This is a genomic window from Methanomassiliicoccus sp. (assembly GCA_012719175.1).
GTDB lineage: Archaea > Thermoplasmatota > Thermoplasmata > Methanomassiliicoccales > Methanomassiliicoccaceae > UBA6.
Genome location: JAAYAX010000004.1, coordinates 348,445 through 361,330, shown reverse-complemented (window position 1 = coordinate 361,330; position 12,886 = coordinate 348,445). Strand labels below are relative to the sequence as shown.

Here is a 12,886-nt window from a genome sequence, read left to right as displayed (position 1 = left end):
AGCCCGCGTGTTGTTGGCATTCTGAGATCAATGTACTCTTCTCCCTGCTCCGCCCTTCGAGTATGACCGGCGGCCAGTGGATGCCGTACCTTCACCTCTTCAGTTGTTTCCCTCAATGGTGACGGGTACAATTTTTTCGTATTACCTGCTCGGCATCCCCGTCCCAAAAAATCTTTATGCTCTTCAGGGGTAGGTGGGCCGAAAATGCTAGCTACAACCCACCTCCTTTTTGCCCTTATCCTCATCGGCTGGTTCGGTCTCGATCGAAAGGCCGCCTTCGCTGTACTCTTGTTCGGTGTTCTCATTGACATCGATCATGTGCTGGGCATGGCCGAGTTCGTGGCGAAGGAGGGTGTGGAGAACAGCCTTAACCTCCAGGCGGCCCTCTCCTCGGACGTGCAGTGGAAGAGTCTCCTGCACAGCCCCCAGGCGGTGTTGTTCGTGGCGCCAGTGGTCCTGGGGTTCCGCATGGTGCTCCCTCTGGTGGCATGGTCTGCGCACCTCCTCATGGACTATGTCCAGATGAACTACCTGGGCATTTGCTCGCCGGCGGAGATGTTCCTCATGGGGCTGATGGCGTTGGTCCTGTTGCATATGCGCAGGGCTGAGTTCTCGGCGACCTCCGGCGATCCCTCTCTGAAGGGACTGATAGTCCATGAGACGACGGGGTTGGCCACGCTCGTCAGTGCGTTACCGGTGCTACGCTCCCTCAAAAAGTGGATAACACCTCTAGGAAGTCTCTGGTGAACTCCGTAGTGCTCAGCTTCCCCCCGGCATCGGGGGTCCGTATTCCCTGCCCTAGGGCCGCAGGGATCGCCGACTCTATCCTTTGGGCCTTCGGACCCAAGCCCAGGAAGCGAAGCATCATGGCCGCGGAGAGTATGGCGGCGATGGGGTTGGCCACTCCCTTTCCGGCGATATCAGGGGCTGACCCGTGGGTAGGCTCGAAGAGAGCAAATTGCTCTCCGATGTTGGCCGAGGGGGCGAAGCCCAGGCCCCCTACCAGGGCCGCGGCCTCGTCCGACAGGATATCTCCGTAGAGGTTCAAGGTGACGAGGCACTCCTGTTCCTGAGGTCGCAACACCAAGGCTGCGGACGCTGCGTCCACCAGGAGGTCCCGCCCCTTCAGGCCGCTGTCCCTGACCAGATCGTAGAATATCTCTCGGAACATGCCATCGGACCTTCTGAGCACATTGGACTTGTGGACGCAGGTGATGCTCCCTCGCCCCTCCGCCTTGCACAGCTCTATGGCCTTGTCGACGATGCGTCGGCACGCTCTCTCGGTGATCCTGCGCTCGGTTATGACGCCCCCCGGGACCTCACGCTCCGACCCCGTGTACATGCCTTCAGTGTTCTCCCTCACGATGAGCACATCCAGATCGACCAATCCTATTGAGGGATGGAGCCTCTTGACCGGCCGGATGTTAGCGTAGAGGTCGAACTCTCGACGCAACTGGAGGAGAGGGGACCTGTAGCTGGGGTCGTAGGTGGTGGGCGAGGTTATGGCCCCGAAGAGCGCGGCATCGCACTCCTTCAGCAGGTCCATCGTTCCCAGTGGCAGATAGCTCCCGTTCCGCAGGAAGCTCCCCTGCCCCATCTCCGCAGGGACCATCTCCAGGTCGACGCCGATATACCGCAGGACGTCCACGGCGGAGCTGATGACCTCGGGGCCGATGCCGTCCCCCTCGATGATCGCGACCTTCCTCATCTTCGCTCGAGCCTCTCGGCGAGGCTGGCCACTATGAAGGGCAGGGTTATGGTGGCATCACCCTCCACGGTCACGTGATCGGCGTTCTCCTTCACCTTTCCCCAGGACACCGCTTCCCGCACCTGGGCCCCAGAGAGGGAGCCATCATACTCCACGGCGGTGGTCAGATACACCGCATGGTCCAGGCCTCCGCGGAACTGGTTCCACCAGATGGTGTGGTGCTTGGAGATCCCACCCCCGATCATAAGGGCCCCGCTCTCCTTGGCGTCGAAGACCATGTCCATGAGGTCCTGCTCGTCCTGGAACAGGTCTATCTTGAGGTCACGGTGGTCCTGCCAGTACATCCACAGCTGGCTGCCGAAGGAGCCGTCGGTGATCCCCGGTATGAACATCGGGACCTTCTTGCGGTGGCACCAGTATGCCAGGGAGTCCTCGTCGTGGAGCCGCGCGCCCACCTCGTCGACCAATTGGCGGGTTGATATAGAGCTCTTCCCCTTCAGGATCTCCTTGAACATGGGAGTGAGCTTCCTCTCCAATACCACACCGTAGCTGGAGTTGGGCACCAGGACGTTGCCCAGGCGGTTCATGCCCTGCTGGTGGAGCTTGACATCGTCCATATGGAAGTCGCCGTGGTAATAGCTCTTCCAGGTCCTTGCCAGATCATGGTCCATAGTCCCGCAGGTGGTGATGATGGCGTCGACCATCCCCCTCTTGACCATCTCCACAATGACCCCTCGGGTCCCCGTGGCCATGATGCATGCGGGGAACGACAGGAACTTGGTGCAGCCTTCCTTAAGCACCATCTTCTCCATTATGTCCACGGCCTCGGCTAGCTTCCTGCCGGTGAAACCTCCGGACTGGCGCAGCTGGACCATTAGGTCGTCGACGGTCATGCCCGATTCGATCTTTACATCCTTGACCGGTCTTTTGGCCTTCATGAAATAAACCTCATCGCGAATAAAAAAGCAATCCCGTGACCCTAAATAATCCTTGTCATCAGCGTACCTACGCCGCGGCATCGCCCAGGTTGACGTCCCACTCCTCTAGAATGCGCATAAGCTGAATGCGGGAGGCGGCCTCGTCCTGGTTGTTGTCCAGCACCTTCCAGCCATGGGACAGCAGCAGGATCTTCTCCCTCTCCCTGGTGAGCGAGGGTATGTTCTCGAACATCTCCTCCTCGTCCTCCCTCGTGGACATCCGCTTCATGGCGGTCTCGGGGTCGATATCGATGAGGAGCAGCCGAGAAGGGATGGGAAGCACCTTGGCGATGATTTCATAGCCCTTCTGTGCATAGCGTTTGGGCAGGTAGGCCGCGGCCATGATATAGCGCACGAACACCACCGTTTCATAGGACCGGCGCCAGCGCCTGAGCCTGATCAGGGATCCGAGGACATCGAGTATGAAGAAGGTGGTGGACACCACGAACATGGCCGCCCCTTTGCTCTGGAGGGCCCTGCGGGCGATCCTGCCCGTGAAGCGCCCGGAGGGGTGCATCTGGATCAGCACTTTCTCTCCCCTGGACTCGTAATGCTCACCGATCCAATGGGCGATGGTGCTCTTGCCCGAGCCGTCGAGCCCGTCCACGATGATCCAACGCCTCGCCCTCATCCCCCCAGGAGGAACCATTGTATCAGGAGGACCAAGGCCACGGTGGAGAAGGGGACAATGAGGTTATCGTACTCTCCCGGCGAAAGCATCTCCACCAAGGATACGAAGAGTCCCACTACCGCTGCCAGGCCGAGGGCTGTAGCAACTGAGTACTGGTGCACGTTGAGCCCAGGAACCACCCCATTAAGATAGGTGTAGAATGCGATGACCGCTAGGGTGGCCAGGAACGTACCTATCATCACCGCTGCCGTACCCACGTAGCTCTTGTCCTTCCACAGTTTGCGGCGTCCATACTGCTTTCCTATAAGGCCCCCGACCCCGTCCCCATAGGACATGGCCACGATGCCAATGCTCGCCACCATGCGATCATCGAACAGCACCAACGCCAGGATGGTCCAGGATATTGCATAGTAGACCAGGCCATAGCCGTGCCCTTGCGAGGTGGCCATCTTGAGGAATGAATTCTCGAACTTACGCAGTGGAGAGCGAGGGGTCACCAGCAGCAGCAGGACGATGAAGGGTGCCGCGGCCAGAAAGGCCATGATGTATCGCGAGTCGAACACCCACCACAAGAACGCAATGTTACCGACCAGGATGTGTATTATCTTGCGGTAGCCACAACCCGGGAACCGCTTCTTGGCCAGGGTCGAGATGACGATGACAACTATGACATAGGAGTATACCAAGATGAGACCGACGATATCTCCCATGCTCCACATGAACGGCGGAAGGAAGGTCTATGATTTATTATATTTTACTCATGGAAAAACCCCTCATGATCCATAGGTCTATAGGGCTGTGTGATGGACCGATACAAGGTCGATGATGATGTTGCCATCTGCTCCCACGCTCGGCAGGGGTGTCGTCGATCGTGGAGAGGGAGACCCTTGCAACCTCTTTGAGGGTATCGGACATGTATAGTGATATCCCCTCATCCCCGCTCTCCCGGTCAGGCCAGTAATTCGTTGGTTCTGAATCAACCCAGATAATTAGTGGACAAGTTTTATAATATAACCGAGAAATCCCAACCCGGACCTGAATGAACGAGCAGGATGAGTCTTTAATGAGATATATCGTAGCTTCACTGGGCGAGAACACCTCTGGGCCCGTCCTGTTCGACGTCAACTCCACGCAGTTCGTCAGGGTCAACCTGGTCATATTGAAGGGCCTGTTGCTCGAGAAGAAGCTGAACGGCCTTTTCATATCCGTGGACAGACCTCATCAGTACATGGTGCACCTCATGCGCATGCACCAGATCGGCCTCGAACGCCTGATGTTCCTGGATGCCATCGGAAGGTTCTCTGCCGACAACAAGATATGCAACGCAGGTGCAAGCTTCGTGGACGCGCCTTTCCATATCGACACCCTTCCCGCCGCCATCAACAGCATGGGGGATGACAAATTGAACCTGAACTCCTGCGGGTTTGCCATGATCGATAACCTGGCCGCGATGCTACCATACAACAGCTTCGGCTCGGTTCAGGCCTTCCTCAAGATGTTCGTCGAGGTAATGACGTCCAGGGGCAATACCATAGTACCTTTGGTGGTCGACAGCGAAAGGTGCGGACCGCTCTACCAGGCCGCCAAGTCCCTGGCCGTGAAAGAGATCGACTGTCGGGGAGAGGCTATAGCCAGGGCCACCTCCAACTCTGGAGCAACAAGGGCCGTCGAGATTAGGAAGATATCAGAAACAAGATTCGCAGCGGGGGGAAGGTAACTATGACAACATGCAGCGTTCCGAGTGGAAATGAGATCATCAGGATCAGCTCCGGTATCCCTGGCCTAGACCCGATGATAGAAGGGGGATTCCCGTTCCCGGCCGTTATAATGGTCGCAGGCACCGCCGGTGTCGGTAAGACTACCTTTGCCCTCAAGTACCTCAGCGAAGGCGCTCGGAGAGGTGAGCAAGGGCTCTACTTCACCACCCTGTCAGAACCTACCCAGTGGATGTTGAGGTATGCGTCACAGTTCAAGTTCATCGACCCCGAGATGTTCGGGGACAAGATCATCTACTCCGACCTGGGAGCTATGATCCGGGACATCGAACCTGCGGACCTACTTAACATCATGGAGGAGAAGATCGCAGAGGTCATGCCCCAGCGCATCGTCATCGATCCCATATCCGTGATCGGCAGCATGATGAGGGGCAACTACCGTGCATTCCTTTTCGACATGGCCAATCGGCTGAAGAACTGGAACGCTACCACGGTGGTCACCGGAGAGGTGCTTCCCGGAGAACTGTACCCCAGCGATCTAGGTTACGCCGTCGATGGAATAATCTTGCTGCTGATGGCCGAGGAGGAAGGTGCCAGGCGCAAGTACTTAGAGGTCCTGAAGATGAGAGGTACCGATCACATGACAGGCAAGCAGTCCATCGACATTAACCGCAATGATGGCATCGTGGTCCTGAAGTCCCGTTTCTGATCTGGTAGGGGTCATATAATAAGAAAGAGCATGCCACCCCCGGTGTTCTGCTGATAGACCCCGCGCTTCTGGCCATGATCATCTCGGGGGTGGCCCTGTTCTTCGCATTCACCAACGGGTTCCAGGATTCCAGCGCGACCGTGGCCACGATGGTGGCCTGCCGGGCGGCCACGCCCAGGACCAGCGTGCTCTACTCCGCGGCCTTTGGGTTCCTGGGCGCCATACTTGGGGGTAGCGCGGTGGCCTTCACCATTGGGGGCCTGGTCCAGGTCCCGCAGCCGGAGGCCCTTTTGCCGATCCTCCTAGCCGCGGTGCTGAGCGCTTCGACATGGAACCTTATCACATGGTGGTTCGGCCTCCCCTCATCCTCCACCCATGCCCTGGTAGGGGGGCTGGTCGGCGGAGGCCTCGCCGGGGCTGGCGCGGGCAGCATCAGCTGGGGGACCACAGAGCTGTTGAACGGGGAGCTCACTGGGCTCACCAAGATACTGCTTCTGCTGGTCTTCTCTGTGGCCATAGGGTTCTTGGGCGGGTACCTCATGAAGAAGGCCAGCATGCTAGCCCTTATGAACGCCAAGCGGTCGGCCAACCGCCCCATCCGCCGTGCCCAGTTCCTCACCACCGCCGTGCTGTCCTTCTCCCACGGGGCCAACGATGGTCAGAAGCAGATGGGTGTGATCATCATCGCCCTCCTGGCCGGAGGAATGATCAGCGTGCAGGAAATACCTTTGTGGGTCCGCCTTCTGGTGGCCGGGGCCATCGCCATGGGAACGATCGGCGGGGGCTGGAAGATCATGAAGACGCTGGGCAGGAGGATATTCCCCATCAAGCCCATAGACAGCCTGGACTCTCAGATCGCATCCTCGGTCACGATATTGCTGTCCACCGCTGCGGGCGCTCCCGTGTCCTCCACGCAGGTGGTCGCCTCCAGCGTCATGGGGGTAGGGGCAGGGGAACGGGCCAAGATGGTCCAGTGGTCGGTGGGCAAGCACATGGTGGTCTCATGGATGCTGACGATACCGGCCTCGGCAGCTTTGTCTGCGTTGATATTTAATATCATCAAACTGCTGTTCGGCCTCTAGGTGGTCCCATGGAGAACAAAGGGCAGGAAACGAAGGTCGGTCTATGGAACTCCATCTTTCCTCCCAGGTACGACTTTCTAGGAATGCTCCTGTCCCAGGCTACTGAAACACGCGATGGGGTTAAGGCGCTCCACGAGTGGCTGGACATGGACGATCTGACCCGGGAGCCAGATGAACTCATAAGGATCGAGCAGCAGGCCGACGACCTCAGGCTGCGCACGGAAGACCTGCTTCTGGAGGCTTTCTCCACTCCCTTCGACCGTCAGGATATCTACTCATTTTCCAGACAGATGGACCACATCCTCAACTATTGCCTCTCCACGGCCCACGAGATGCGTGCCTTTCAGGTCCACCCGGACGGCACCATCAAGTCAATGACCACAAGCCTTCACCAGGGAACGGAGATGATAGTGGAGGCGGTCAGGATAATGGCCAAGGACCCAGCGGCCACGAAGATGATGATCGTGGGGATGAGAAAGACCGAGCATGACATAGAGAAGACCTATGTCGCCTGCATGGCCTACCAGTTCACGACCGACGATATCGTTGAAATAATCAAGAAGCGCGAGGTCTACCACCATCTAAAAGATGCGGGCAGGGCGCTGAGCATCACGGTCGATATACTACACAGGATAGTGGTGGAACTGGCCTAGTATTACCCGCGTAGATGGGACACGCCCTGGGCTTTGGCTGAGGAGACCTCGTCTCGATGAAGAACTGCTATTCATCCATTTTCACTGATGTAATAATGTACATCGATGTGCTGAAAATGGAGTTGAACATATGACAGATGTGATCTGCTCTCCCCCTACAACAGTTCACAAGTTGATATTCACGACATGCGTTCATTTCATCCAGCATTGTTTGTTTAAAATTATCAATTGAACAAACAATATATACATGAATCCTAATTATGGGCCCAAACCTGAGAGAGGTTCTGATTATGGCTATAGAAATCGATGCCTGGGTATACCTAATACCGATCGCTGGCGTAATCGGCCTCCTGGTCGCGGGCCTTCTGACTCGTCACATCTTCAAGAAGGACACTGGCACCCCCGAAATGAAGTTTATCGGGGATGCTATTCGCGAAGGAGCCATGGCCTACTTGGCCCGTCAGTATAAAACGATTGCAATTATAAGCGTGATCTTAGGAATTATCATAATGATAGGACTGAGATTTGAGGTCGGCGTTGCCTTCTTGCTCGGTGCCTTCTTCTCCGCACTGTCTGGCTATATTGGGATGTATGTTGCTGTCAACAGCAACATTCGGACCGCCAGCGGTGCAAGAAGGACCCTCAACGAGGCTTTGCAGACATCATTCCGCGGCGGCGCCGTTTCCGGTATCGCCGTGGTCGTTCTGAGTCTTCTAGGTGTTGCTGGTCTCTTCTTCATCTACCTGTTCTTCGTGGTCGCTGAACCCACCTCTGCTCCGACTGGATATGATCTCGAGTCCTGGCACGTCGTGGAGACCCTGAACCTCGCCGTTGGTTACGCATTCGGTGCGTCCTTCGCTGCGCTGTTCGCCCAACTGGGCGGCGGTATCTATACTAAGGCTGCCGATGTGGGTGCTGACCTCGTCGGTAAGGTCGAGGCCGGTATACCTGAGGACGACCCCCGTAACCCCGCTGTCATCGCTGACCTTGTTGGTGACAACGTCGGTGACTGCGCTGGTCGTGGCGCTGACCTGTTCGAGTCCACCGCCGCCGAGAACATCGGTGCTATGATCCTCGGTGCTGCCATCTTCGGCCTCACTGGTAACATTGACTGGGTGTTCTTCCCGCTGGTCGTTCGTGCCTTCGGTCTTCTCGCCTCACTTGTCGGCATCATGATGGTGAAGCTGAAGAACGAGGACGAGGAGCCGATGGCGGCTTTGAACCGCGGTTACTACGTTTCTGCTATTATTGGCGCGATTGGCTTCTACTTCATCAGCCAAGAGATGCTAGGTGCCTGGCAGTTCTTCGTTTGCGGGGTCATCGGGATCGCTCTGTCCATCGCCATCGTGTTCATCACACAATATTATACAGCTGGCGAATACAGGCCTGTCCGCGAGATCGCTAAGGCTTCCGAGACTGGCCCGGCCACTAACATTATCACCGGGTTCTCTATCGGTCTGGAGACCACCGCGCTGCCTATCATCGCTATAGCCATATCCCTGCTGGCCTCTTACTTCCTAGGGCAGGATGCCGCGGCTACGGTTCTGGGCGTCAGTGACCCCTCCGCCAACAGCCAGTTCATATTCGGCCTGTTCGGGACCGCTGTCGCCACCATGGGTATGCTGGCTACCGCAGCCTTCGTGCTGGCCATGGACACTTTTGGGCCGATCACCGACAACGCCGGTGGCATCACAGAGATGTCCAAGCAACCTGAGGACGTCCGCCGCAGGACCGACAGGCTGGACGCGGTCGGTAACACCACCAAGGCCCTCACCAAGGGATACGCCATGGGTTCCGCTGCCCTTGCCGCCTACCTGCTGTTCGCTGCCTACTTCCAGGAGGTTGCGGTCAAGCTCAATGTGGACCTTCTGTCCATATTCGTGGTCGACATCGCCCAGCCCCCCGTGTTCGTAGCTGCTCTGATCGGCGGTATGCTGGTCTTCTTCTTCACATCCCTGGCCATTCGCGCCGTGGGCAAGGCTGCCTACGACATGATCAATGAGGTCAGGAGGCAGTTCAAGGAGAAGCCCGGAATCCTCGCAGGAACGGAGAAGCCCGACTACGCCCAGTGCGTCGATATCTCCACCGTTGGAGCCCTTAAGGCCATGGTCCTGCCCGGTATCCTGCCGGTCGTGGTCCCCATCGCCGTCGGTCTCATCTGGCGTTACGCCTACCCTGACCCCACCCAGCAGATCGCGGTTCAGGCCGTTGGGGCCTTCCTGATGGTCGCTACCATCGTCGGTATCCTGATGGCCACGCTGCTCAACAACGGCGGCGGTGCCTGGGACAACGCGAAGAAATATGTGGAGACCGGACACCACGGCGGCAAGAAGAGCCCTGCTCACGCTGCTGCGGTCGTCGGTGACACTGTCGGTGACCCCTTCAAGGACACCGCCGGTCCGTCCCTGCACGTGCTGGTGAAGCTGCTCTCCACCATCACCCTGGTCTTCGCTGGGCTGTTCATCATAATGTAAGCGATGAACCCATCAAACCCTTTCCATCTCTTTTATCCAGATACTTTTTCCCTTTCTTTTGATTACCCTTACGTTTATATAACAGATGGCTTATCCCCATTTATCATTCAGAGGCCACGTTATGTACCTATTGTCAACCAAGGAGAAGGTCGTGCGCATCCCGCCTGAGCGGCTCGGCGAAGACCTTACTGACGTCATCAATCAATTGAGCTGGGAGTCCTTCGAGGGTAAGATCGAGGGCTCCGACTCTTTGACCGTCCTGGTGTCCAACGTGGAGCCGATGGGTGAGGGGCGCATCGTCCATGGAGACGGTGCCATCTACCAGAACGTGAAGTATAACAGCCTGGTGTTCAGACCCATGCTCCAAGAGGTCATCGAAGGTACTGTGGTCGAGGTCCTCAAGTTCGGAGCGTTCGTTCGCTTCGGCCCTCTGGACGGACTTCTTCATATCAGCCAAATAATGGATGATCGTATAGACATCGACACCGAGAACGGCCGCCTTCTGGGAAAGGACACCAAGCGTGACCTCAAGGTGGGTGATACCGTCCGAGCTCGCATCGTGGCCTTGAGCTTGAACGAGAGGAGCCCCCGTGAATCCAAGATCGGCCTCACCATGCGGCAGCCGGGCCTCGGCAAGCTGGAATGGATCGAGGAGGAACGGAAGAAGACCAGCGGTGGTGCGGCATGAAGATACAAAAGGCCTGCAAGCACTGCAGCTTCATGAGCGAGGAGGACACCTGTCCCCTGTGCGGAAACCAGACCTCCAAGGATTGGCAGGGTTATGTCATAATTGTAGATCACACTCGTTCGGAGATCGCGAAGCGGATGGGGATCAATGTCAACGGAAAGTTCGCCCTCAAGGTGCGTTAGGCTGCGGTGCCCCCGAAGAGGATGGTCCCTGCCTGAAAGCATGAGGGCTCAGCTCGCGACCGGTTTCGGTAATTTGGTCCCATTAGAGGACCTTCCTGCCGAGATGGATGGATGCAAGCTCCTAATGGCCGTCGGTGACATGGTATCTCTCACTCTGCTGGAAAACGGTTTCACACCGGACCTGGTCGTTTATGACCTCATGACCGAGCGCCGGCCGTTCACCTCTCTGACGGCCAAGCTCAGGGACATGGAGGGAGTTGACGTCAAGGTTGCGAACCCGGCGGGTCAGATCAGTGCTGAGCTCGTGCGCGAGATCGCTCGAGCTTTTGATAGGAACGTTCCAACGAAAGTCCTGGTCGAGGGCGAGGAGGATCTGGCCGCATTGGTCTGCGCGGCCATGGCTCCTATAGGCTCCTGTCTTGTCTTTGGCATCCCTGGTAAGGGAATGGCATTGTTGAAGATAGACCAGAACGCAGCGGACCAAGCAAGATCGTTGATATATTCGATGGAGGAATTGAATTGAAGTTAGAGATCGTCAGTAAGAGCGAGAACAAGCTCATGGACAGGGTCGACGTCGAGTTCAAGACCGACCACGTCGGTGAGCCTTCCCCTAACCGCGATGCGGTCCGCACAGCCTTGGCAGGTGCCTTGGGCGTTCAGAAGGAGCGCGTCGTGGTATCGGACATGGCCTCCCGGTTCGGGATGGGAGCCAGCGACGGATACGCCAAGGTGTATGGATCTGTCGACAGCGCCAAGAAGTATGAGGCCAACTACCTGCTGGTACGCAATGGACTCGCGGAGAAGAAGGCAAAGAAGCCCAAGCCCGCTCCCGCGGCCAAGAAGAAGAAGGCCAAGTAAGGGTGATATGAATGGCAAAGGACGCTAAGGCCGCCGGGGCGGCACCTGCAGACAAGAAGCCAGAATCGAAGGACAAGGGAAAGGCCGCAGCTGGCAAGAAGGCTGGCGGCGAGGCCTCCGCCAAGAAGGACCACTACACGGTTAAGGATGGAAAGCTGGAGCGCAAGGGACGCAACTGCCCCAAGTGCGGTCCGGGTGTTTTCCTGGCGGAGCACAAGGACCGCAACTCCTGCGGGAAGTGCGGTTACACCGAGTTCAAGAACAAGAAGTAAAACCCCTTTCATCAATCTTTTACCATATTCTCTTTATTGTCCAGTCCAAGCCTTATGATTGATATACCGGGGTTCAATCCATCTTTCCAATGAAAAGGTACGGGTTCATCGGATACGGGAACATGGGGCGGGCGGTTCTCCTGTCCCTCCTGGGTAAAGATTCCATCGCCCCTGACAAGGTTATGGTCTACAACCGCACCCCGGACCGGCTCAAGGAACTTTCCGCATCGTACCCCGACGTGGTCATTGCCTCCGACCCTCCAAAGATAGCCCGCGCTTCGGACGTCCTGTTCCTGTGCACCGACTCTTCCGCCGTGCTCAGTGTTTTGGAGGACCTGTCCCCATACATCGATATGCGCACACATGTGGTCTCGATAAACGGCGGAATCTCGATAGAGGAGATCGAGGCCCGTCACAACGGTCCCGTCAGCAGGGTCATTCCCACCATAATCATGACCTCTGGACATGGTCTCACATTGATCACCCACGGCTGCCGGGTGCCTTTAGCGATGCAGATGGACCTGCAGGCCTTATTCCAGCGGTGCAGCAAGGTGAAGGTCTTGGCCGAGGATGACCTTGTTCGTTACACTGACCTGACAAGCTGTGCCCCCGGCCTCTTGGCCATGATGGTAGAGGCCTTCGTGCAGGCAGGAGCGAGGTCCAGCGGTCTCCCCCTCAAGGAGGTCCAGGAGGTGCTCCTGGAGACCTTGGTGGGAACGGCCTCGATCCTGGCGAAAGGCAGCGAGAGCACACATGGACTGATGGAGAAGGTCGCCACCAAGGGCGGAATAACGGAAAAGGGGCTTAGGGTCCTGGAGATGGAGCTTCCCTCCACCTTCGACCATATGTTCGAGGCGACGAGGAAGGCACGATAGAATCGAACTCTTCGAACAGAGGGTGCCAGCAGGTAACTCCTTATGGGTCCTGGTCAGGATAG

16 protein-coding genes are annotated in these 12,886 nt (G+C 57.3%); 12 read left to right on the top strand and 4 right to left on the bottom strand.

Annotated elements, in window-relative coordinates; all coding sequences use genetic code 11:
- The first annotated feature begins 204 nt into the window (after window positions 1-204).
- Window positions 205-747: a hypothetical protein gene (locus GXX95_02250; protein NLT36966.1), complete on the top strand. Its 543-nt coding sequence runs from the start codon at window positions 205-207 to the stop codon at window positions 745-747.
- Here GXX95_02250 and GXX95_02245 read toward each other — a convergent pair.
- The 4 genes from GXX95_02245 to GXX95_02230 form a co-directional block, all read right to left on the bottom strand.
- Window positions 710-1,708 (bottom strand): isocitrate/isopropylmalate dehydrogenase family protein, encoded by a 999-nt coding sequence (locus GXX95_02245; protein NLT36965.1) that lies wholly within the window; start codon window positions 1,706-1,708, stop codon window positions 710-712. The two genes, GXX95_02250 and GXX95_02245, sit on opposite strands and share 38 nt — an antisense overlap.
- The gene (locus GXX95_02240) at window positions 1,705-2,646 is read right to left on the bottom strand and encodes a deoxyhypusine synthase (protein NLT36964.1); all 942 of its coding nucleotides are present in this window, start codon (window positions 2,644-2,646) and stop codon (window positions 1,705-1,707) included. The genes GXX95_02245 and GXX95_02240 overlap by 4 nt, the downstream gene beginning before the upstream one ends.
- A gap of 67 nt (window positions 2,647-2,713) precedes the next feature.
- The gene (locus GXX95_02235; protein ID NLT36963.1) at window positions 2,714-3,316 is read right to left on the bottom strand and encodes a thymidylate kinase; all 603 of its coding nucleotides are present in this window, start codon (window positions 3,314-3,316) and stop codon (window positions 2,714-2,716) included.
- Window positions 3,313-4,026: a phosphatidate cytidylyltransferase gene (locus GXX95_02230; protein NLT36962.1), complete on the bottom strand. Its 714-nt coding sequence runs from the start codon at window positions 4,024-4,026 to the stop codon at window positions 3,313-3,315. The genes GXX95_02235 and GXX95_02230 overlap by 4 nt, the downstream gene beginning before the upstream one ends.
- A gap of 353 nt (window positions 4,027-4,379) precedes the next feature.
- Between GXX95_02230 and GXX95_02225 the strand changes: the two genes are divergently transcribed.
- The 11 genes from GXX95_02225 (at window position 4,380) to GXX95_02175 (ending at window position 12,824) form a co-directional block, all read left to right on the top strand.
- Entirely contained in the window at window positions 4,380-5,033 is a 654-nt protein-coding gene (locus GXX95_02225; protein NLT36961.1) for a hypothetical protein, read from the top strand.
- A gap of 2 nt (window positions 5,034-5,035) precedes the next feature.
- Complete coding sequence (locus GXX95_02220; protein ID NLT36960.1) at window positions 5,036-5,740, top strand: KaiA-binding protein; 705 nt, start codon at window positions 5,036-5,038, stop codon at window positions 5,738-5,740.
- A 50-nt stretch (window positions 5,741-5,790) separates the two neighbouring features.
- On the top strand, window positions 5,791-6,822 hold the full coding sequence (locus GXX95_02215; GenBank protein NLT36959.1) for an inorganic phosphate transporter: 1,032 nt from the start codon (window positions 5,791-5,793) through the stop codon (window positions 6,820-6,822).
- Between the two features lie 8 nt (window positions 6,823-6,830).
- Complete coding sequence (locus GXX95_02210; protein NLT36958.1) at window positions 6,831-7,475, top strand: DUF47 family protein; 645 nt, start codon at window positions 6,831-6,833, stop codon at window positions 7,473-7,475.
- A 290-nt stretch (window positions 7,476-7,765) separates the two neighbouring features.
- The gene (locus tag GXX95_02205; protein ID NLT36957.1) at window positions 7,766-9,949 is read left to right on the top strand and encodes a sodium-translocating pyrophosphatase; all 2,184 of its coding nucleotides are present in this window, start codon (window positions 7,766-7,768) and stop codon (window positions 9,947-9,949) included.
- A gap of 121 nt (window positions 9,950-10,070) precedes the next feature.
- Complete coding sequence (locus tag GXX95_02200) at window positions 10,071-10,637, top strand: DNA-directed RNA polymerase (GenBank protein ID NLT36956.1); 567 nt, start codon at window positions 10,071-10,073, stop codon at window positions 10,635-10,637.
- Window positions 10,634-10,819 (top strand): DNA-directed RNA polymerase, subunit E'', encoded by a 186-nt coding sequence (locus GXX95_02195; GenBank protein NLT36955.1) that lies wholly within the window; start codon window positions 10,634-10,636, stop codon window positions 10,817-10,819. Before GXX95_02200 ends, GXX95_02195 begins: the two co-directional genes overlap by 4 nt.
- Window positions 10,820-10,859: 40 nt before the next feature.
- Complete coding sequence (locus tag GXX95_02190) at window positions 10,860-11,342, top strand: DUF359 domain-containing protein (GenBank protein NLT36954.1); 483 nt, start codon at window positions 10,860-10,862, stop codon at window positions 11,340-11,342.
- The gene (rps24e, locus tag GXX95_02185) at window positions 11,339-11,677 is read left to right on the top strand and encodes a 30S ribosomal protein S24e (protein NLT36953.1); all 339 of its coding nucleotides are present in this window, start codon (window positions 11,339-11,341) and stop codon (window positions 11,675-11,677) included. Before GXX95_02190 ends, rps24e begins: the two co-directional genes overlap by 4 nt.
- 11 nt (window positions 11,678-11,688) lie before the next feature.
- Window positions 11,689-11,949, top strand: coding sequence for a 30S ribosomal protein S27ae (locus GXX95_02180; GenBank protein NLT36952.1), 261 nt, complete (start codon window positions 11,689-11,691; stop codon window positions 11,947-11,949).
- 89 nt (window positions 11,950-12,038) lie between these two features.
- On the top strand, window positions 12,039-12,824 hold the full coding sequence (locus GXX95_02175; protein ID NLT36951.1) for an NAD(P)-binding domain-containing protein: 786 nt from the start codon (window positions 12,039-12,041) through the stop codon (window positions 12,822-12,824).
- The last annotated feature ends 62 nt before the right edge of the window (window positions 12,825-12,886 follow it).